Origin of the sequence: Pseudalkalibacillus berkeleyi (assembly GCF_021608225.1) — a bacterium.
Taxonomy (GTDB): domain Bacteria; phylum Bacillota; class Bacilli; order Bacillales; family Fictibacillaceae; genus Pseudalkalibacillus; species Pseudalkalibacillus berkeleyi.
On sequence record NZ_JAKIJS010000001.1, the window covers coordinates 1,257,810 to 1,279,002 of the forward strand.

The 21,193-nt window shown below is 37.6% G+C and carries 25 protein-coding genes; 18 read left to right on the forward strand and 7 right to left on the reverse strand.

Going from position 1 to position 21,193, the window contains the following annotated elements:
* Nucleotide 1: 1 nt before the first annotated feature.
* From L2716_RS06710 to L2716_RS18480, 3 genes are all read left to right on the forward strand, one after another.
* The gene (locus tag L2716_RS06710; protein ID WP_236332989.1) at nt 2–535 is read left to right on the forward strand and encodes a zinc dependent phospholipase C family protein; all 534 of its coding nucleotides are present in this window, start codon (nt 2–4) and stop codon (nt 533–535) included.
* Between the two features lie 36 nt (nt 536–571).
* Complete coding sequence (locus L2716_RS18475) at nt 572–811, forward strand: carboxymuconolactone decarboxylase family protein (protein ID WP_236332991.1); 240 nt, start codon at nt 572–574, stop codon at nt 809–811.
* A 129-nt stretch (nt 812–940) separates the two neighbouring features.
* Entirely contained in the window at nt 941–1,096 is a 156-nt protein-coding gene (locus L2716_RS18480) for a carboxymuconolactone decarboxylase family protein (protein ID WP_236332993.1), read from the forward strand.
* 101 nt (nt 1,097–1,197) lie between these two features.
* Here the strand turns inward: L2716_RS18480 and L2716_RS06725 are convergent, their stop codons facing one another.
* Nucleotides 1,198–1,779, reverse strand: coding sequence for a CDP-alcohol phosphatidyltransferase family protein (locus L2716_RS06725; protein WP_236332994.1), 582 nt, complete (start codon nt 1,777–1,779; stop codon nt 1,198–1,200).
* Nucleotides 1,780–1,974: 195 nt separating this feature from the next.
* Here L2716_RS06725 and L2716_RS06730 point away from each other — a divergent pair, with 195 nt between their 5' ends.
* From L2716_RS06730 to L2716_RS18400, 6 genes are read left to right on the forward strand one after another with little or no spacing between them, the layout of a single operon-like run.
* On the forward strand, nt 1,975–3,201 hold the full coding sequence (locus L2716_RS06730; RefSeq protein ID WP_236332996.1) for an ABC transporter substrate-binding protein: 1,227 nt from the start codon (nt 1,975–1,977) through the stop codon (nt 3,199–3,201).
* Complete coding sequence (locus L2716_RS06735; protein ID WP_236332998.1) at nt 3,182–4,048, forward strand: ABC transporter permease; 867 nt, start codon at nt 3,182–3,184, stop codon at nt 4,046–4,048. The genes L2716_RS06730 and L2716_RS06735 overlap by 20 nt, the downstream gene beginning before the upstream one ends.
* 3 nt (nt 4,049–4,051) lie before the next feature.
* A complete protein-coding gene (locus tag L2716_RS06740; protein ID WP_236333000.1) occupies nt 4,052–4,846 on the forward strand; it encodes an ABC transporter permease in 795 nt (264 codons plus the stop codon).
* Between the two features lie 18 nt (nt 4,847–4,864).
* Nucleotides 4,865–5,818, forward strand: a complete 954-nt coding sequence (locus tag L2716_RS06745; protein ID WP_236333002.1) for an ABC transporter ATP-binding protein — start codon at nt 4,865–4,867, stop codon at nt 5,816–5,818.
* Nucleotides 5,819–5,830: 12 nt separating this feature from the next.
* Nucleotides 5,831–6,505, forward strand: a complete 675-nt coding sequence (locus tag L2716_RS06750) for a TVP38/TMEM64 family protein (protein ID WP_236333004.1) — start codon at nt 5,831–5,833, stop codon at nt 6,503–6,505.
* Complete coding sequence (locus L2716_RS18400; protein WP_329610102.1) at nt 6,492–7,922, forward strand: dihydrolipoyl dehydrogenase family protein; 1,431 nt, start codon at nt 6,492–6,494, stop codon at nt 7,920–7,922. Before L2716_RS06750 ends, L2716_RS18400 begins: the two co-directional genes overlap by 14 nt.
* An 86-nt stretch (nt 7,923–8,008) precedes the next feature.
* Here L2716_RS18400 and L2716_RS06765 read toward each other — a convergent pair whose 3' ends face one another.
* The gene (locus L2716_RS06765) at nt 8,009–8,686 is read right to left on the reverse strand and encodes a Crp/Fnr family transcriptional regulator (protein ID WP_236333006.1); all 678 of its coding nucleotides are present in this window, start codon (nt 8,684–8,686) and stop codon (nt 8,009–8,011) included.
* 122 nt (nt 8,687–8,808) lie between these two features.
* Here L2716_RS06765 and L2716_RS06770 point away from each other — a divergent pair, with 122 nt between their 5' ends.
* A complete protein-coding gene (locus L2716_RS06770) occupies nt 8,809–9,057 on the forward strand; it encodes a glutaredoxin family protein (protein ID WP_236333008.1) in 249 nt (82 codons plus the stop codon).
* A 92-nt stretch (nt 9,058–9,149) separates the two neighbouring features.
* On the opposite strand, the gene L2716_RS06775 is transcribed toward L2716_RS06770, so the two are convergent.
* Nucleotides 9,150–9,818, reverse strand: a complete 669-nt coding sequence (locus L2716_RS06775; protein WP_236333010.1) for a TVP38/TMEM64 family protein — start codon at nt 9,816–9,818, stop codon at nt 9,150–9,152.
* 71 nt (nt 9,819–9,889) lie between these two features.
* Nucleotides 9,890–10,411 carry a hypothetical protein gene (locus tag L2716_RS06780; protein ID WP_236333012.1) on the reverse strand — a complete coding sequence of 174 codons (522 nt, stop codon included), beginning with the start codon at nt 10,409–10,411 and terminating at the stop codon, nt 9,890–9,892.
* A gap of 244 nt (nt 10,412–10,655) precedes the next feature.
* Between L2716_RS06780 and L2716_RS06785 the strand changes: the two genes are divergently transcribed.
* Nucleotides 10,656–11,090: a hypothetical protein gene (locus tag L2716_RS06785; protein ID WP_236333014.1), complete on the forward strand. Its 435-nt coding sequence runs from the start codon at nt 10,656–10,658 to the stop codon at nt 11,088–11,090.
* A gap of 67 nt (nt 11,091–11,157) precedes the next feature.
* On the opposite strand, the gene L2716_RS06790 is transcribed toward L2716_RS06785, so the two are convergent.
* The 3 genes from L2716_RS06790 to L2716_RS06800 form a co-directional block, all read right to left on the reverse strand.
* Nucleotides 11,158–11,442: a DUF3817 domain-containing protein gene (locus L2716_RS06790; RefSeq protein WP_236333016.1), complete on the reverse strand. Its 285-nt coding sequence runs from the start codon at nt 11,440–11,442 to the stop codon at nt 11,158–11,160.
* Between the two features lie 106 nt (nt 11,443–11,548).
* Nucleotides 11,549–12,031 carry a DUF4489 domain-containing protein gene (locus tag L2716_RS06795; RefSeq protein ID WP_236333018.1) on the reverse strand — a complete coding sequence of 161 codons (483 nt, stop codon included), beginning with the start codon at nt 12,029–12,031 and terminating at the stop codon, nt 11,549–11,551.
* A complete protein-coding gene (locus L2716_RS06800) occupies nt 12,024–13,046 on the reverse strand; it encodes a DUF4489 domain-containing protein (RefSeq protein ID WP_236333020.1) in 1,023 nt (340 codons plus the stop codon). The genes L2716_RS06795 and L2716_RS06800 overlap by 8 nt, the downstream gene beginning before the upstream one ends.
* Before the next feature lie 420 nt (nt 13,047–13,466).
* Here L2716_RS06800 and trpD point away from each other — a divergent pair, with 420 nt between their 5' ends.
* From trpD to L2716_RS06835, 7 genes are all read left to right on the forward strand, one after another.
* Nucleotides 13,467–14,489: an anthranilate phosphoribosyltransferase gene (gene trpD, locus L2716_RS06805; protein WP_236333022.1), complete on the forward strand. Its 1,023-nt coding sequence runs from the start codon at nt 13,467–13,469 to the stop codon at nt 14,487–14,489.
* Complete coding sequence (gene trpC / locus L2716_RS06810) at nt 14,482–15,243, forward strand: indole-3-glycerol phosphate synthase TrpC (protein ID WP_236333024.1); 762 nt, start codon at nt 14,482–14,484, stop codon at nt 15,241–15,243. Before trpD ends, trpC begins: the two co-directional genes overlap by 8 nt.
* Nucleotides 15,240–15,887 (forward strand): phosphoribosylanthranilate isomerase, encoded by a 648-nt coding sequence (locus L2716_RS06815; RefSeq protein WP_236333026.1) that lies wholly within the window; start codon nt 15,240–15,242, stop codon nt 15,885–15,887. The genes trpC and L2716_RS06815 overlap by 4 nt, the downstream gene beginning before the upstream one ends.
* Complete coding sequence (gene trpB, locus L2716_RS06820; protein ID WP_236333028.1) at nt 15,868–17,070, forward strand: tryptophan synthase subunit beta; 1,203 nt, start codon at nt 15,868–15,870, stop codon at nt 17,068–17,070. Before L2716_RS06815 ends, trpB begins: the two co-directional genes overlap by 20 nt.
* Complete coding sequence (gene trpA / locus L2716_RS06825) at nt 17,063–17,863, forward strand: tryptophan synthase subunit alpha (RefSeq protein ID WP_236333030.1); 801 nt, start codon at nt 17,063–17,065, stop codon at nt 17,861–17,863. The genes trpB and trpA overlap by 8 nt, the downstream gene beginning before the upstream one ends.
* Nucleotides 17,781–18,812 carry an aldolase catalytic domain-containing protein gene (locus L2716_RS06830; RefSeq protein ID WP_236333032.1) on the forward strand — a complete coding sequence of 344 codons (1,032 nt, stop codon included), beginning with the start codon at nt 17,781–17,783 and terminating at the stop codon, nt 18,810–18,812. Before trpA ends, L2716_RS06830 begins: the two co-directional genes overlap by 83 nt.
* A gap of 80 nt (nt 18,813–18,892) precedes the next feature.
* Nucleotides 18,893–21,070, forward strand: coding sequence for an anthranilate synthase component I (locus L2716_RS06835; protein WP_236333034.1), 2,178 nt, complete (start codon nt 18,893–18,895; stop codon nt 21,068–21,070).
* Nucleotides 21,071–21,193: the final 123 nt, after the last annotated feature.

The following is a 21,193-nucleotide window of genomic DNA, read 5'->3' on the forward strand; positions in this document are numbered from 1 at the left end:
TATGAACACAATTCATCATGGCTTTTGGACATACTTTATTTTCCGAAAGAAGAAACACCTAGTGAAGTATTTCGTCTTCGGTAGTATTTTACCAGATATCATTTACTACGTGATGTTCTTATTTATGGCAATTAAGAATCCTATTGAAGAGAACACTTTCGAGTTACATAGCATTGTCCACGCAATGTTTGACCATCCGATTGTCATCGTATTAAGACAACTTGGTCATTCGGTAATCGTTTGGCTTACAATAATGATCATAACCGTCTTGATTACAAAATGGACATTGTCACCTTGGAAAGCACTCTTATATGGTTGGCTAGGGCATATAGTCATCGATTTATTTACACACGTGAGAGACGCTGTGCCCATTTTTTATCCCCTGAATGATGTTATTGTTCGAGGACCGATTTCTTATTGGGATCCAAACTTTTATGGACGAGAATTTAGCATCGTTCACTCAATATTTTTCTTTAGCGCAAATATCTATTTAATTTATGAGAAAATGAAAGCCAAAAAGTCGAAGGAACAATAAAACATTGGTAGACTAACAATACAAGGGGGAATGTAGATGACTGCTAGAATACAAGTAATTGAAAGTGATCAAGCTGAGGGAAAGATGAAGGAATTGTACGATCGTTTCAATGGTCAAATGGCAAATATTTTGAAGATCCACTCCTTAAATCCAAAATCATTGGAAGCACATTTAGATTACTACCGTGTCATTATGTTTGGTAAATCTCCTCTTCCAAGACGACTTCGTGAAATGATTGCAACAGTCGTTTCCACAACGAATGAATGTTTCTACTGAATAGAACATCATGGGGCGGCGCTCCATTTACTAGTTAAAGACGAAAAGTTTGTTGAACAAATAAAACGTGACTACAAATTAGCGGAATTAAACCAAAAAGAAATATCCATACTGGACTACGCTGTTAAATTGACTAAAAAACCAAGTAGTGTAAAGGATCAAGATGTGAAAGTACTGAGAGATACTGGTTGCTCAGATCAAGAGATTCTTGATATTTGTCAAATCGCATCATATTTTAATTTTGTAAATCGAATGGCAGAAGGACTTGGTGTAGAGTTAGAGTAGAACAATGTATGTAGACATATAATAGTATCAACTTTGAAGAGGTTGACGATATTACGTCAACCTCTTCCATTCGTTATTACCTAATTCTTACATAATCACCCTTACTTTAATAACCTTTTAGCTTCTAATAAACGTTGAAATGTAGTGAATAATTCGATTGCAAAGAAAATCATAGTGATTACAGTTAAGTAATCAGTAAAGATCATCATCAGTGAAAAGAGAATAAAACCTTCTGTTCTTTCTGCTAAACCTGCTTGGTAGTAAAAAGATTTGATCCCGTTTTTTTCAGATAATGCGCCTACAGTTAAGAAAACGGTCATTGCAAAGATAATGGAAACACTTAAGAGAAGTAAAGCCCACATAGAATTCGTATATCTAAATGCAAGCCCAAGAATTACACTTATTTCAACTAATCGATCAAATGTGATGTCTAGTAGAGTACCCCATGATGACGGTTTTGTTTTTCTAGCCATTGTACCATCAACAGCATCTATGAAACCTGAAAACCATAGAATAAACACAGCAAGGAACGTATATCCAAAGTAAATGAAAATCCCTGAAGAAACGCCTATAATAAACCCTAAAACTGTGACTTGATTAGCAGAAAGCCCTAATTTCAGGAAGAAATCCGCTGTTTTTTCAATGAATGGTTGAACATATTTTCTACCATGTGTATCAAGCATTGTGTTATACCACCTAACGATAAAGAATACTTAGATATGTACTAAGTTTAACCATTTCTGGAGAAAAGAACAGTAATGCATCTTACATCGTAAGTAAGATTGTAAGATTAATTACATATATCATTTATGACTTTTACTATACTTACATTAGATAGGATACAACAGAAAATCAAATATCCTTTGGAGGTTATGTGTATGAAGAGCAAATTAACCATGATCATATTGACGCTTATGATCATCTTAGCTGCATGTGGAGATAAAGATCCTCAGTCAAAAGAATCACTTAACAAAGACTGGAATCAGATTGAGAAAGATGCGAATGGTTCTACTGTTAATTTATTTATGTGGGGTGGAGATAACGGTATTAATCGTTACATTGACGAATGGGTAACTCCGAAATTAAAGGAAAAGCATAACATTACATTAAAGCGCCATCCAATGAATACAAATGAATTCATTCAAAAGTTACAAACCGAAAAGAAAGCTGGGAAAGATCGAGGGACGATCGACATCATCTGGATTAATGGAGAGAATTTCAAAAATGCAAAAGAAAATGAATTACTCTTAGGCTCTTTCGCTTCTAAATTGCCTAATAATCAAGAATTTATTGATCAAGATAAAGCGTTTATTAAAACAGATATGGGGACAAAAATTGATGGAATGGAGGCACCTTGGGGTAATGTACAGTTTGTCATGTGGTATGACGCAAAAAAGGTACAATCACCACCTAGAAATTTTGAGGAATTAAACAGCTTTCTCAAAAAAAATCCAGGTACATTCACATACCCTAATCCAAAAGACTTCAGTGGTAACGCATTCCTTAGGCATTTATTATATGAAAAGACAGATAAAAATCCGAAATTAAACGAAACGTCCGATCCATCATGGCTAGATGAAAGAGATGAGGCGTTCTGGAGTTACTTACAAGAAATTACACCTAATTTATGGAGGAACGGAGAGACCTATCCTGAGTCATTATCTCAATTGGACCAAATGTATAGTAAAGGTGAAGTATGGTTTACATTTGGTTTCAATGAAGCTCGAGGGGAAGGGTTAATTAAAGATGGCGTATTTCCCAAATCCACAAAATCATATGTACTAGACGTTGGATCGATTGGAAACACACATTATTTAAGTATTCCATTTAACAGCCCGAATCCTGATGGAGCAATGACAGCTATTAATTTCATGGAATCTCCAGAAGCGCAATTGGCCAAAATGGACCCTTCAATGTGGGGGGAAGGTATGGTACTGGATCTAGAAAGTCTTCCTAGTGAATTTCAAGAAAAAACGGAAGCTCTTGATCGAGGAGATACCGTTCTATCGACTCAAACATTAGAAGATGCTTATTTACCAGAACTTGATTCCAATTATATTGATTGGATTAAGGAGAATTGGTTAGATGAAGTTGTTCAGAAATAAGCGAATAAAACCTTATTTATTACTATTACCAGCTTTCGTATTAACAGTAGGCTTACTAGGATATGGGACATTATATGGAATGTTACAAAGCTTTCAAAAGGACCTCGAATGGTCCTTTGATGCTTATATAGAGCTCATTCATTTAAAGGCGTTTAAAACTTCCTTGATTTATAGCCTATTCATCACATTACAATCAACACTACTTGCATTGGGAATTGGTATGGCGATCACGCATTTCCTATATCCGTATCTTCAAAAAGATAAATGGAAAGCTGTCATTTGGATCCCTATGTTATTTCCACACTTTGCTGCTGGTTACTTGATTGTAATGATCTTTTCAGATAGTGGATGGATGTCTAGCTTGTTCATGCAAATGGGTCTTATACAGCAACTAGACCAATTTCCCAACTTAGTAAACGATTCGAAGGGTGTAGGGATCATTCTAACCTACACTTGGAAAGAGATTCCTTTTGTTGTTCTTATGTTACTGCCTATCTACGCGCAAATGGATAGTCGTTTAAAAGACGTAGCTACTACATTAGGTGGAAATAAACTACAAGTTTTCTTATCTGCTCAGTGGCCATTTCTTTGGCCAACACTTGTTGAAATTGCATTAATATTATTTGCCTTTATTTTTGCAGCTTTTGAAGTGCCATATTTACTTGGTGTAACTTATCCTCAGATGACGCCAGTCTTGGCATTTGAATGGTTCTTTGATGGGAATTGGGATCAGAGACCCCTTGCATTTGCTTCTATGGTTATCGTTACACTATGGATCGTAGTATTGACATCCATCTCTTATTCGTCAATTCAAAAGTATAGGCACCGTCTGATGAGAGGGAGTTAAGATATGTTAAGGAGATTATTAACCATTTTGATACTGGTCGTCTCATTAATTGTAACGGTTGGACCTGTTTTGCTCGTACTGATCCAAAGTATCTCGTTTCAATGGAGGTGGCCAGATTTATTCCCAAATGAGTTAAGACTCGATGCTTGGTATGCAGTTTTCGCCGATCCAAGTCTCACACATGCGTTAAAATATTCCATGATTATTACTGCTTCTGTCGTGATGTTAACAATTGTCATCAGCTTGCCGGCAGCACGGGCGTTAGCGTTTGATCAGTTTAAGGGAAAGTCTTTTATAGAAACGGTACTTATGCTCCCATTACTCATCCCATTATTGTTTATAGTAATGGGAATCCATTTAAGTATGATCAGGCTTAACCTAGCAGATACACTATCTGGTGTCATACTCGTTCATTTGTTACCTACAGTACCTTATGCAATTAGGATATTAAGAACAGGATATGAAAGGATTGGCTTAAAATGGTATGAGCAGGCGACTGTCCTTGGGGCAAGCCGACTAAAACAATTCTGGACGATAACTGTTCCGCTAATAATGCCGAGTATAAGAAGTGCAATCGTATTAACGGTCGTGATTTCGTTAAGTCAATACGCATTAACAGCAATAATAGGTGGGGGTGTGGTTACTACATTGCCGATTATTTATTATCCATATTTCAGTAGTGCCAATCAATCTATTATGGCTGCTTTCACAATGCTTTTTGCATTTCTACCCATATTATTTTGGTTCTGTATTGAATTGGTCTGCAAATCTGTTACAACAATGATCAAACAACCTTGACGAAAGGAAATTAAATATATGGAGAAATTCGTTGAATTAAGAAATATAAGCAAACATTATCAAGAAGCAGTATCCGTCTTAGACCGAATTTCCTTATCCATTCAAAAAGGAGAAATATTAAGCATAGTAGGTCCTTCAGGGTGTGGCAAATCAACTTTGTTGAGATGTATTGCGGGTTTAGAAGAATACGAAGGTACGATCCAAATGAATGGAGATACATCAACTGAAAATAGAACAATTGTCCTTATGTTTCAAGAATCGTTGTTATTTCCACATCTAACAGTATTAGAAAACGTTACTTACGGTTTGAAGATGAAGAAAATTCCCAAGAAAGAAAGAATACAATCAGCTCAAACTATGTTAGATAAGGTAGAGATGACTGCACATACAACAAAATATCCATATGAACTATCGGGTGGACAACAACAAAGAGTTGCATTAGCCAGGGCTTTAGTAATGAAACCAGATCTATTGTTATTGGATGAACCGTTTAGTAGCCTAGATCAATCCTTGCGATATGATCTCCGGTTGTATGTTCGCGATTTACTCGTTTCAGAAGGCGTGACCTCACTCTTCATTACACATGATAAAGAGGAGGCATCGTTTATGGGTGATCGAATCGCTGTCATGAATAATGGGGAAATACAACAAGTTGGACATCCTGAAGAGGTAGCTCTACGTCCAAGTAATCGGTTTGTTGCCCATTTCTTTTCAGAAGGATTGTTAGTAGAAGATGGCTTTATATCTTCAAGGGATTTAGAGGTCTTTCAAAAGAATACGAAACACGAAATGATCAAAGTAGAAGGTAGAGTTGTTAATAAGAGCATGGAACACGGTGAACGTATTTATCACATTCATATTCCGACAACAAATCAAACCATTACGTTGCCATCTAAACAAAAGTTCGAAGATGGTGAACCGATTTATTTACAATATTCAAAGTCAGACATCCATTATATAAATCACAACTAAAGGGGAATCGTAATGAAAACCTTGTTTAATTATAAATGGTTAAAATGGTTACTAATATCTGTATTTGTCGTATTTGCCATGTGGTTTAGTACGACACAACTAAATTTAGACGCTAAAGAAATTCGAGATTGGATTATAGGATTTGGCATTTTTGCTCCAATTATATACATGCTGTTTTATACTGTACGACCACTCATATTCTTTCCAGCGTCAATTCTATCGATTACAGGTGGACTCGCATTCGGTCCACTCTTTGGGACAATCTACACTGTCCTTGGAGCAACAGCTGGTGCATTAGTCTCCTTCATTATCGCAAGGAAATTGGGAAAGAACGTTGCAAATAAGGAATGGAAAGGCCGAGGGAAAGCAATTCAATCACAATTAGAGAAAAATGGTTTCTTTTATGTACTTTTATTTAGATTCATTCCGTTGTTCAATTTTGACCTTATTAGTTACACTGCTGGTGTTTCAAAGGTACGGTTCCGAGACTTTTTTATAGGCACTTTAATTGGTATTATACCTGGCACTTTTGCCTACAATTTCCTTGGTAGCAGCTTAGTGAGTGGAGATCCGAAAATTATTCTTTTTGCAATCATTGTATTTGCAATCTTAACCGTAATACCGATGTGGGTGCGCAAGAAATGGCTCAACAAAAAAGAAGGAGTGCTTAAAGATGAAACCGTATGATTTGATCGTAATTGGAGGCGGTGCCGGAGGGCTAACCGTTGCTGCAGGTGCTGCAAGTTTAGGCGCAAATGTAGCTTTGATAGAGAAGAATGAACGCCTTGGTGGAGATTGTCTCCATTACGGGTGTGTACCATCGAAAGCATTGATCACAAGTGCTAAAGAAGTATATACAATCAAAATGGCCTCCGAAAAATACGGCATGACTGTAAGTGGTCAACCGGATATATCTGTAGCAATGCAACGGGTACGTGAAGCGATTGAAGAAATCCAACATCATGATAGTCATGAACGCTTTGAATCCCTCGGTGTAGACATTTTCTCAGAACGAACTGGTCGATTCATTGGTGCGAAACAGTTTGAGCTAGACAACGGGAAGATTTTGAGTGGGAAAAGATTTGTCATTGCAACAGGTTCCAGACCCTTTATTCCTCCAATTAAAGGAATTGAAGAAGTTAATTATTTGACGAATGAAACGATTTTCAACTTGAACGATCTTCCTAAAAGAATGGTCGTTATTGGTGGCGGACCGATTGGACTTGAGATGGCACAATCATTTGCCCGATTTGGTTCTGAAGTTACTGTTGTGGAAACATCAGATCGTATTTTCGGAAGAGAAGATGAAGAGCTGATTCCAATCATTAAACATGAATTAGAACAAGAACTTACATTTTCTTTTAATTCCATAGCAAAAAGTGTGCGTAATGAGAATGACCAGACAATACTCACCGTTGAGAAAGAAGGAACTGCCTTTGACATCGAAACAGATGCCATTCTTATTGCGACAGGTCGTAAGCCAAACACGGATGGCTTAGGACTAGAGGAAATTGGAGTAAAGCTTGAAAAAGGAAATGTTGTCGTTAATGAACACTTACAATCCACTGTTCCACATATATTCGCAGTTGGAGATACGAACGGAAAGTATCCTTTTACACATGCAGCTGGAATGGAAGGAAAGCTAGTCGTCCGCAATGCCTTAATCGGTATTAAAGGTAAAATTAATTATGATAACTTACCGTGGGTCACTTACACAGATCCTGAGGTATACCACCTTGGAATGACTGAAAAAGAAGCGGTGGACAAGTATGGTAAGTCAATCAAAGTGTTTAGAGTAAAAAACAAAGAAGTAGATCGATTTGCTGCTGATCGGGATGACGTTGGACTTCTCAAAGTCATTACAACTGCAAAAGGCGAGATATTAGGCGCACATGCAGTTGGTCGTAATGCTGGGGACTGGATGCAGGAAATTGTTTTCGCGAAAACAGAAGGGCACAAGATAGGAGACATTTCAAATGTCATCCATCCATATCCAACTCACGGTGCGATCTTAGAAAATGCGGCTAACCAATTTTGGAGAGAAAAATTATTTGAAGGCGTCTTACCGAAAATCACCGAAAAGTATATACGATTTTTCAGATAACCGTAAAAAAACATCTGACCATAAGCAACTAAGGGTCAGATGTTTTGATTATACATGGGTGTAAGGAATGAATCATGTTTGGTAACCTAGTCTAATTCTTTTTGTGCTTTTTCCGCATTAATTTTCAAAGATATAATGGATTTCTTAATAATTCCCTCTTTTTTCAATTGACTTATGATGGAACTAACCGTTTCTCGACTTGATCCTACCATGGTAGCAATATCGTGATGCGTGATTTTCACATCAATCGTTTGCCACTCCTTACTTCTTTTCCCAAATTTCTCACTTAATTTCAATAAGAGAGAAAGGACGCGATATCGTACATCTCTTAATGCAATTTGCTCACTGACTTCATAAATATCCTTTAGTCTAGCGGACAAAATCTCTATTAATTTAATCGCAAGCTTGGGGTTTTGCTCAATTAATTTTTCGAATTCTGTTTTACCAATTACGCATAGGTAAACGTCAGACATTGCTTCTGCATAATCTTGTTCTTCTGACAATGAAAATGTAGCAGTTTCACCAAAGATATTTCCATCACCTAAAATATCCACTGTAAATTGTTTCCCATTTTCACTCATTCTGTACAAGCGGACTTGTCCTTTTTTCAATAGATATAGTGCTTGAATATTTGTTTCTGGGGTAAAAATCGTTGTTCCCTTGTTCAAAGGTTTCATATCAGAAATTCGATCAATTTCCTCTAATTCGTTCATAGGCATTTCTTCAAATAAGTTAATTTGTGATAAATATTTAAGCTTATCCATTTTGTTTGAACCCTCCAATATCTACTCCCATTATAAGGATTAAAGGTTTAATGGAAAGTAATATATATTACATACATATCTATGTATAACTTTATAGAATAAAGGTGAATAGGGGGTGTGTCATGCATAATACGCCTGTGGTTTATACAATTAATAGTTGTTCGCGATGTCAGAAAGTGAAGAATTATTTAGAAGAATTAAATATTACTTTTAATGAAAGGAATTTATCTGAAACGCCTAGGTATCATAAAGATTTGCAAGACTCGATTGGAGAAGTTTATGTTCCGATCATTATATATGGTAACTGTATCATTAAAGGTGATCAACTGGAAGAAATTAATAAAATGATCCATTTAGAAAATGATTCTTAAGTCGAAGTAACGATAAGTATTTGTTGATGTTTTGTCAAATATATGGAACTGTACATAAAATGAACCAGGGCGTCAATCCGATTTTCTACGGATTAGCTCCCTGGCTTTTCGTTCATATATCTCTTTCTGAAGAAATATCCTAATAAGGTGACAAGTCCCAAGATCAAAACGATGACAATCATCCGTTCATTAAACGTTTCTAAGTTTCTTACATCATTACCTAGAACCGTATAGGCTATCGTTGCTGGTAACATCCCGATTCCAGTGGAAATTAAGAATGTCCTAAGCTTCATCCCCGCAAGTCCTGCTCCAAAACTAATTAAATCAAAAGAAACGATAGGGATCAATCTAGCTAATAACACAATCCAGAAGCCATATTTACCGTTCAATTGATCGATTCTATTGAGTGTGCGTGTATGTTTTACTTTCTTTTTGACGAATTCATAACCTAGTTTCTTTGCTAAATAAAAGGCAACAAGAGCTCCTAACATTGCTCCAATCCATGAAATGACAGAACCCCAAAAGATTCCAAAGAGGAGCCCGTTTGTACTCGTTACTAGAAAAGCAGGAATGGGTGCTGCGATCGCTTGAAAAACCATCAGTAAAATGCTGATTACTGGTGCAAGGATTCCCCAAGATTCTACATACCGTACAACGCGATCAATATTAGAACTTGTAAGCAAATTGATGAAATCTTCGCTTTTTAAAATGATAAATACAAGGATTAGGACAGATGTAAGTATGATGATAAATTTTTTCAATGCTAGTACTCCTAAAATATATAGTTCCTTTATTATAAGTGTTTACTGGTACTAACACGAATTTGTTGCCTTTATATTATTGCGACATCAGGATCTGCTGTATTTGTTTGTTTCGGAAAGAGTAACCTTTGAACATATGGAGAACTCTGATCACCTTGATTAAAAGCTTCTGCAGTTTGACCGTAAAATGTCCTCGCTTCTTCAACTGACCGTTTGTTCGTAACGATATCGTGTACTAAATTTAAGGTCAAAATATTCATTGGTTCATTGTGACACTTTACCGCTACCTCTCCTTTCGTTCGATCAGGATAAATACTTCCGTCAAATTCCGCTAATTCATCGTAAAATTCAATTGGGATCTTGTAACTAATGGTCTGTTGTAAGAAATCTTTATGTGGTGTTGGAAAGTCGTGTGGAACAGAGACTCTGTATAGTTTGATGTTATTCCATGGACCTCTGTGGTACCAAATAAGTGCACTTGTTGTATATTCATCTGGCATTCCGTATTTTTGAATTAATTCATAACCACTTTGACGTTGTGGCTCCGGCCAGTAACCTAACATCCTCATGACCGTATAGTAGTGCTGGTGCATCTTGGACCTCCTTGATTGGCATGTAGTTGTTGCAGTATATGAGTTGGATTTTAGAAATGTGCGAATGCCTATATAACATTTTAATACGAGAGATTTTCTAAACAGGCATCTTCGTAAATTGACCAAGGGATCATTTCACATAAATGTGGAGGGCGTTATGAGAATATTTTGTAATTTACCTTACAGTTATTTATTTTAATTCTTTTTATAATGAAAGTAACTTATGAAAAGGGGAGTGAGTTTGGTGGCAGAAGTGAAAAGTGTTAATCAGGCAAATACATTGTCGATGGGGACATCTCTAAAAGCATCTGCGATTGGTGGTGTTGTTGCTGGAATTGTTTTCGGTATCTTCATGCAAATGATGGGGAAACTGCCGATGGTAGCGATGCTTGTTGGTTCCGAAAGTGTAGCAGTTGGTTGGTTTGTACATTTAATGATTAGTGTGATTTTCGGATTAGGATTTGGCGTCATCGCATCCGGAAGAAAGAATCTCTATGGTTTAGCACTCATTTATGGAATCGTGTTGTGGGTAGTAGGACCTTTGTTACTCATGCCAACCATGCTCGGTATGGGCGTAATGATTGGGCAAGCATTCACGGGTGCTCAGCTTATGAACCTCATGACACACGTTGGCTTCGCATTAATACTTGCATTTGTATATAGCAAAACTAATAAGTAAAACAAACCATAAATATAATAAGAGTGAGTGAAAAGGCAAATCAGTCTTTTCACTCACTCTTTTTTATTTACGAATTTTGTATTAACTTTGCGTCAAATACAAATGGTCCAAAAGGGAGGACGGATGCTAATATCCCCATCGCAGCTTTTTTAATTGACCAATTATAACTGAACTTTAAATACACAACCATCATACAGTAGAGGACAAATAAACCACCATGGATGGCTCCTACTATGCTAACCGCCATAGGATACTCGAAAAAGTATTTTAAAGGCATTGCAATACCTAGTAATAACAGAAAGGATATTCCTTCAGAAAATCCGACGATACGAAATGTTTTCAGCTTATCCAAAACGCTAACCTCCTATATTCTTGGACTCATGCATATTATAACAATTCCCCAAGGAAAGGAAAGATGCGTTTTGTATACGATTTATGACACTTGATACAGTCAAATCTTACTTATGTTCACTCCCGCATATCATGATTGCACTAACTTCTTGGTTTGAAATATCGTATATAGCATTATTAGTTGTGACTTCTACAAGCTGAAATGTGTAAGTCAACAAGTCATTCGAACGAGGTACATTGCAATCACAAAAGTTCGTAACTAGAGGTTCAATCGTGTTAAGCGGTGGTGCTGGTGTTGGTATTACTTCTTTACCTTTAAAAATCCACTCTTCTAATATAATCGGTTCTTCACTTACAGGCGATGTTCGGGTCAACCGATAAGTGAGACTGATAATAGGGTTTGGTCCATTTAAGCGAAACGATATGAATTGAGAGTAGTTAAATAGAACACATGGATTTCTCAAGCTTCCAATATCAGCAGTCACTTTTGCTAACGTTATCGGAGGATCATTTTTTGTTAGCTGTTTAGGTAGGTTCGTTTTACGTACCTGTCCACAATTTGCTTTCGCATTGGATGATTTTCTATCCATTACTTCTTCTCCTTCCTTTTGAAGGGCTTTGACTTTCATATACTTGAGCAGTCATGCTTTTTTGCGTAATGTTATAAGACGATTGGTCAGACAATTCTGCTTTCACAAGCTCAACTGTGTAAGTGTATTCATCTTCACCGTTTACGATTTGATCACAGTAATTAAAGACAACGGGCTCTTTAATGTTCGTATCGTTTCCGAATTCTCTTAATAATGGCCATTCTCTTAACACCTTCGACCTATTATTTCTCAACGATTTCCTCACAAGTTGAAACACTAAGCTATTAAAGTCCTTTTGTCTTAAAATAGAAGTAACGAAACCGGAGAAATTGATGAGAATTGTTGTATTTGGTTTACTTTTAACTTTGACTTCCGTCAAAACAACCGGTTGATCTCTTTTTCGTAGACGTGGAGGTAGGACTGGGTTAAGTACTTTGCCACAAGTCACAAAAGGCAGCAGAGGAACAGAAGCATTCTTGTCATCAAAGTGATTAAATAACCACGGGTCTGGCTTCAATCGTTTTGAAGATTTATTCAATTGGAATTCGTCACGAATTGTTGTTGCAGTTATACTTTTATTAGTAATATTTAATTCTTGAACGATATTGGTCTCAATTAGTACGATTTCTAACCGATAAGTCACTTCTCCGTTTAAATAGGATTGATCACAATCGCAAAAGTTCAAGACCGTCGGCTGATTCGTTTCTAAATTGATTCCCTCTAATGTTTTTGCAGATTCGAAAAGGAACTCCCATTCCTGTAGAATTTGTGTAATTTTATTTTGTGCTTCCTTTACTAGTCTATAAATGATTTTGAGTTTAGGATTTAACCCTAAAAATGAAAACTGGATGAATTCTGAATACTTAATGAGTACACATGAATTTTTTAGATGACTAGGCTTGACACGCACTTCGGCTAATCGAATAGGCGGTTCACTTCTGTCTAACTGAGCGGGTAGATCTGGATTAAACACTTCACCACACGTTAAGAAAGAGGATTTGTGAAATTCTTTCATAAGTTTCTCCTTTTATTTTTTTGATTCATACATACTATGCAACTGGACAAACATCGTACTGGACGGTTGTAGGACTTATTCCAAATTCAAACCCTTGACAAATCATCATGGTATTTACTAGTATTAGTTTAAGTTTTTAGATAATAGTTAGATTAGTTGAGATGAGAATGAGACGAGATTGAAAGAGTTGAGGCGAGCTAAGGTACGTTACAAATGACGATTCCTTAGGCACCTATTTGCCTATGGGATTTTTTTATATTTAAAACCTTCAATAAAATTAAACCTCAGCTCTATCAGTACTCCTCAAAAGGAGCGTGATAGAGATGTCTTTCCTATGCCAATCACTTATAAAATTTATTCCACCTTGAACTTCTTTTGGTCTTCCTATGTCCTAATACAGAGATCGAAAGGAGTCTACAAATGATTAAACCCCAATTACAAAGAGCTATTGATGGTGCGACATTTTCTGAAGAAGAAGCGGAATACATCATGGATCAAATTATGACTGGAAATGTAAATGAAAGTCAGCTATCAAGCTTGCTGACCATATTAAGAATACGCGGTGAAACTGTGGATGAATTAACAGGCTTTGCGAAATCAATGAGAAGTCATGCTGTACACTTCCCTGAAAAGCTACATGATGCAGTTGATACATGCGGTACAGGTGGGGATGGTTCTAGCACATTTAATATTTCAACGGCTGCGGCTATTGTGATGTCTGCTATGGGCGTTAAAGTAGCCAAGCATGGCAATCGATCCTTTTCTTCCAAAAGTGGAAGTGCTGATGTGTTAGAACGGTTGAACATTCCAACTCAATCTGGTGTTGAAGAAGCCATGCGAGCATTAAAGTCTCATTCAATGACCTTCTTGTTTGCACCTCTTTATCATCCAGCAATGAAACACGCCATTCAACCTCGGAAGGATATTGGCTTTAGAACGGTATTCAACATCCTGGGCCCACTTAGTAATCCAGCAGGTTGCGATCGACAATTAATTGGTGTCTACAATCAAGAGCTTGCTCAGAAAATGGCTAAGGTCGTTCAGCGGCTTGGTATTGAAAAAGCACTGATCGTTTCAGGAGCAGATGGTCTAGACGAGATGACAATCACGACAACCACAAATGTTCTGATCGTAACACCGTATTCCATTCAATCATCTGAGGTAAACCCAGTTGAAGTCGGACTAGAACTTGGATCGCTAAATGACATTCAGGTGAACTCGCCGGAAAAGAGCGCACAGCTTATACAACAGGTTTTTCATAATGAAACAAACCGTTCTGCCAAAAACATTGTAATCTTGAACGCAGCGGCAGGTCTCATTGCGGCAGGACGTTCCGAATCGTTTGAGAAGGCTGTCCCTATCGTTAAAGAAGCCTTGGAAACAGGTCTTGTCCTGAATCATTACCTTAGTATGAAGGGGAAAAAGGAGAGATCTTATGCTTAACAGAATCGTTGAAACAAAGATAGAAGAGTTAAAATCTTATCCAAAATCTTTTAATACATTTGAATTCGAAGCACGCTCATTGAGCCAAGCCATCCTGCGATCAAACAATGATATTGGACTGATTTCTGAGGTGAAGAAAGCTTCTCCATCAAAAGGCGTGATCACAGAGGACTTTGACCCAACTCGTATTGCTGAAAGTTATGAAAAGGCTGGAGCAGATGCTATTTCTGTTTTAACAGACCGAGAATACTTCTTAGGGGCTCCTGATTATTTAACTCAAATTAGAAAATCAGTAGGTATTCCAATATTGAGAAAGGATTTCATCATTGATCCTATTCAAGTCATAGAAAGTCGGGCAATTGGTGCTGATGCGATCTTGTTAATCCAAGCCATTCTTGAACCAAACCAAGCCAATGAGCTGTTTTCATGTGCAAAAGAGCAAGGACTCGAGGTCTTATTAGAGGTTCACTCTTTAAAGGAATTAGAAATAGCATTACAAAATTTCACGCCTAATTTATTAGGCATTAATAATAGAGATTTAAACACGTTCAAAACAAGTGTGAGCCATACAACTGAAATTGCTAAACATGTGCCGGTAAATATCCCTTTCATCAGTGAAAGTGGGATTGTCACACGCGAGGATGTTACTGAGGTACAGTCTGCAGGAGCAAAAGGCATATTAGTTGGTGAAACGCTAATGCGTTCAAAATCAATTAAGCAAAGTATTGCCCAGTTAGTTGGTACGGAATCGTGACTCAACTCAAACTATGTGGCATACGCTCAAAACAAGACTATGACCTAGTCAGCCAGTATTCAGAAGTCGATTATATCGGATTTATATTTGCTGAAAGTAAGAGACAGGTGAAACCTGAAATCGTGAAGCAATGGATTAATGAAGATTCACCTGCTTCCCATGTCGGTATTTTTGTGAATCCGAGCATTGAAGAAGTACTTGAAACAATTGACTTTGCACCCATAGATATCATTCAGTTACATGGAAATGAGAGCACTTCTTTCTTACACGAACTTAAATCGAAAACGAACATTGAAATTTGGAAAGCTCTACCTCATACACCGGAAACGATCGGCAAGATGGACAACTATGTCGACACCGTGGATGGGTTTGTTATAGATACAAAAGTACAAGGTCAATGGGGAGGTACTGGAATTAGGTTCGACTGGGACGCAATACCAACATACGTCCGATATTCACAAAGGATGAATATAAAATGCTTAATTGCAGGTGGGATAAACCCAAGTAATGTCGAAGAATGTCTCTCCTATAAACCTATTGGCATCGACCTTTCAAGTGGTATAGAAACGAATGAAAATAAAGATAGAGAAAAAATGAACGGTTTAATAGAAAGGATGAATCAATATGAACACAGTATATCCTGATGAAAAAGGACGATTCGGTCAATTTGGTGGTCGTTACGTACCTGAAACACTTATGTTCGCACTTGAGGAATTGGAAATTGCCTTCACAGATGCGATGAATGACCCAGCCTTTCAAACAGAGCTTAACCATGAATTGAGTCATTACTCTGGACGACCTACACCGTTAACGTACGCTGAAAATACGACGAGGCGTTTCGGTGGTGCAAAGATTCACCTCAAGCGTGAGGATCTAAATCATACTGGCGCACACAAAATAAACAATGCAATCGGGCAAGTATTACTTGCGAAGAGAATGGGAAAATCAAAGGTCGTTGCTGAAACAGGAGCGGGACAACATGGTGTTGCTGTTGCCACTGCATGTGCTCGTTATGGATTGTCTTGTAAGGTTTTCATGGGAGAAGAAGATATTGAACGACAATCACTCAATGTTTTTCGAATGAAATTATTAGGAGCAGAAGTCGTTTCTGTTGAGAGTGGCAGTAAAACTTTGAAGGATGCGACGAATGAAGCCATTCGTTACTGGGCTGGAGAAGTCCAAGATACATTCTATTGTATAGGTTCAGTTGTAGGTCCTCATCCATACCCAAGAATTGTTAGGGACTTACAACGCGTAATAGGTATAGAAACGAAGAAACAACACAAAGAGATACAAGGTAAACTACCCGATGCTGCAATTGCTTGTGTGGGTGGTGGCAGCAACGCAATGGGAATGTTTCACCCGTTTCTAGAAGATGAAGTCGAATTAATTGGGGTAGAAGCAGGTGGCCTTGGAGTAGATACAGGAAAGCATGCAGCTTCAATCACTACGGGATCAGTAGGTGTCATCCATGGATCGATGACGTTCCTTAATCAAGATGACTTCGGTCAAATCATAGAGCCGTATTCTATTTCAGCTGGTCTTGATTACCCTGGAGTAGGTCCCGAACACGCATCATTAGCAGATTCCAAGAGGGTCACATACAAAACGATTACAGATGCAGAAGCACTAGAAGCCCTTAAAATCCTTTCAGAGGATGAAGGGATCCTTCCAGCAATAGAAAGTGCACACGCTCTTGCACAAGCATTTAAGGAAGCTGCCTCAAAACCTGAAAGTGAATCTATTGTTGTTTGCCTTTCTGGTCGTGGCGACAAAGATGTTTCGACCCTTATGAATGTAATTGAGGAGGGAGATCGAAATGAATAAACGATTCCAAGCCTTACAAACAGAGACAAAACCTTTATTTATACCGTTTATCATGGCAGGAGACCCAACTCCAGAAGATACAATTGAAACAGCATTAATCTTACAAGAGGAAGGCGCTAACGTCCTAGAGCTAGGTATCCCTTATTCTGATCCTCTTGCGGACGGTCCAGTTATCCAAGAGGCTGCAAAAAGAGCGAAAGGAATGAATATTAGTAAGGCAATGGAACTCGTCGGGAAAATGAGACAACAGGGTTTAGAGATACCTGTACTCATTTTCACATATATCAACCCATTCCTTAGGTTAGGGGAAGACGAGTTTTTCAATCTAGCTAAGCAACACGATGTAGACGGATTATTAATACCGGACTTACCTTTTGAAGAAAGCGAACAGATCAGGGCGCGTTGTAAGATGAGTGGAATTAGCTATATTTCATTAGTCGCACCAACAACATCCCCTAAGAGATTAGAAACAATTTCACAGGATGCTCAAGGATTTCTCTACTGTGTTTCATCCTTAGGTGTTACAGGTGAACGTTCCGATTTTCATCCGGAAACGAAGCGATTATTGAAGGAAGCTAAATCATACTCTAGTGTACCTGTGGCATTAGGCTTTGGGATCTCAACTCGTCAACAATTTATAGATGTAGGTGAAGTGTGTGATGGGGTCATTATTGGGAGCTCTCTCATTAGAAAGTCGCATGAGCTTCGAAATGAGGAACCAGAAAATTATAAGAACGCATTTAAGTCTTACTTGTCTTCACTCGTTAAAGGTGAGCAACATATCAACAGTTAAACCACAAATCATAGATTGTACAATCCGCGATGGCGGATTGGTCAATCTATGGAATTTCAGCTTAGAATTCGTAAATAAACTCTATAATGCACTAAACGAAGCTGGAGTAGAATATATGGAGATTGGATATAAAAATGCAAAAGATCTTGTAAATCATGATGATGCAGGACCTTGGCGTTTTTGTGAAGAATCAATCATCAGGTCAGCGGTACCTACGAAGAAGGAAACAAAACTATCTGTAATGGTAGATATAGGGAGATTCCGTTTAGGTGATTTCCTCAAACAAAAGGAAAGTCATATTGATATGGTTCGGGTTGCTTGTTATGAATCTCAAATGAAAGAAGCCATTGGAGCAGTTAATGAATTTCATAAATTGGGTTATGAAACTTGCTTGAATATTATGGCCATATCAACAACTAATCTGAGTCATTTAAAAGATGAGTTAAATCAAATCAATGAAAGCTATGTAGATACTGTCTATATTGTTGATTCTTTCGGGAGTTTATATATGGATGATATCAGTTTGATCAGTTCAGTTTATCAGGAGTACTTACCCACTAAACAGATCGGTATTCATGCCCACAATAATTTGCAACTTGCATTTGCCAATACTATTACTGGTCATCAGTCAGGATGTTCTCTGTTAGACAGTACTGTTAATGGGATGGGTCGTGCTGCAGGAAATTGTCCGACCGAGCTTCTAATTGGATACTTAAAGCCTGACTATAAATTAGCACCTATTTTTAAAGCCATTGAGGAACTTTTGATACCGTTAAAAGAAACAGAAGAGTGGGGCTATCAAGTTCCATATGCAATTTCGGGTCAATTGAATGAACATCCAAGAGAAGCGATTACACTTCGCAATAGTGAAAAGAAAGATCGGTATGTATCGTTTTATGAGAAAAGAACTGCAAGTAATAAAATAGAATGTCATGCAGTTAATAGTTGAGACAGAGTAGAGTAGAGACAGGTATAAGATGAGTTTAGAAAACCTCCTTATATATCCTCGTCTCCATTGAGGAGGACACGATGCAAAACCTAAACCAATTAATGAATGATCAAGTTAACACGGAGTACGTGAGTACCGGTGGAATTGAAATATATAGAACAAAGAAAATGATTGATGGAAACACTGCAACTGATCACATTCGACAGCACATTGACCATTGTAGAGGAGCACTATATTCGAGTCGGTACGAATATCCTGGTCGATATTCGAGATGGGATGTTGGTTTCATACACCCGCCATTAGTCATTCTTGCAAAAGAAAGACAGTTTACATTTGAATCATTAAACGCACGAGGTGATATTCTCATAACAGCCATTTATGATTATTTATCAGGACATCCAGATATTGATTCATTGGAACTTATTGATTCTAAAATGAACGGAGAAATCATCCAATCAAATACTGTTTTTCCTGAAGAGGAGCGAAGTCAACAACCCTCCATATTCACAGTGATTCGAGCAGTGAGAAGTTTATTTGAATCAGAAGAGGACTCTTTTTTAGGACTGTATGGTGCTTTCGGATATGATTTAATTTTACAATTCGAATCTATAGAAAAAACGCTTGAAAGAGATAATGAATCATCAGATTTAGTCTTATATTTACCAGATGAAATTGTCGTAGTCGATCATCAAGCCAATCAAGCATATCAATTATCGTATGATTTCCGATACAAACAAAAACATACGAAACCGTATGAAAGATTGACTGATGAAATGAAGAGAGATTATACCTCTCCTTCTACAATCAAAAAATACGAACCTGGTAGGTATACGAATCTCGTTCACCAAGCCCGCAATGAATTTAAAGCAGGGAATATGTTCGAAGTTGTACCATCGCAGACATTGTATGAGTCGTGTGTATCACAGCCCTCAGAGGTCTTTGATCGATTACAAGAAATTAACCCAAGTCCATATGGGTTCATTATAAATCTAGGAGATGAACATTTAGTAGGTTCTTCTCCTGAGATGTATGTGAGAGTTGAAGGTACTCGGGTTGAAACGTGTCCCATATCTGGAACAATAAAACGTGGATCTAATGCAATAGAAGATGCTGAACAAATCCGTAAACTTCTCAATTCAAAAAAAGATGAAGAAGAACTTACTATGTGTACAGATGTAGATCGAAATGATAAATCACGAATTTGTATTCCTGGATCTGTTAATGTTGTTGGAAGAAGACAGATCGAAATGTACTCCCATCTTATTCATACGGTTGATCACGTTGAGGGATATTTGAGGCCAGAGTATGATGCACTTGACGCTTTTCTGACTCATATGTGGGCTGTTACAGTGACAGGTGCTCCGAAAAAGGCTGCGATTAAATGGATTGAAGATCATGAGGACACCCCTCGGGGGTGGTACGGAGGAGCTGTAGGTTGGTACAGCTTCAATGGAGATCTAAACACTGGACTCACATTGAGAACAATCCGTTTAAAAGAAGACGTCGCAGAGGTCAGGGTTGGTGCTACGCTTCTATATGATTCAATCCCAGAAGATGAAGAAGAAGAGACATTAACGAAAGCAGCAGGTCTTCGAAAGGCAATATTAGAGACCGATGTGAAGAGTGAACAAAACACACTCAACAAAGTTGGAATAAATAAGAAAATCTTAATCGTTGATCATGAGGATTCATTCGTCCATACGCTAGGGAATTACTTTAAACAAACCGGCGCGAATGTCATCACCATGAGAGCAGAAGGAGCAAAGAAATCGTTAATAAAGGAGAGATATGACCTAGTCGTACTATCACCAGGACCGGGTAGACCTGAACAGTTTGGAATGAATCAAATTATTGAGCTAGCCCTTCGAAAAGAGATTCCTATGTTCGGTGTTTGTTTAGGCTTCCAAGGAATCGTTGAGTATTTCGACGGACAATTAGGCTTACTGGACTATCCACAACATGGTAAAACAACAGAAATTACACAAAATGAAGAGAATCAATTATTCAATGGACTCCCTGAAAAATTTAGTGCAAGCCGATACCATTCTATTTATGCTGAAACAATCCCAGATTCACTTGTCATTACAGGTATGTCTCACGATCAGATCGTCATGGCAGTTGAACATGAAGACCACCCTATATATGGCGTGCAGTTTCATCCTGAATCTATTGTAAGTTCCAAAAACAACATAGGACTACAAATCATTTTCAACGTCATGAATGCAATTGAAACCAACTCTAAAAAAATTAAAGTTTAATGTATTTGAAAGGATGGCTCAGGACTTTTAGGGTCATCCTTATTTCAATTAAAACTACAACTATGCATATAAATCAATCATATTAAGAGGATTAATGTGATCTTTATAGAATTTTTATGAAAG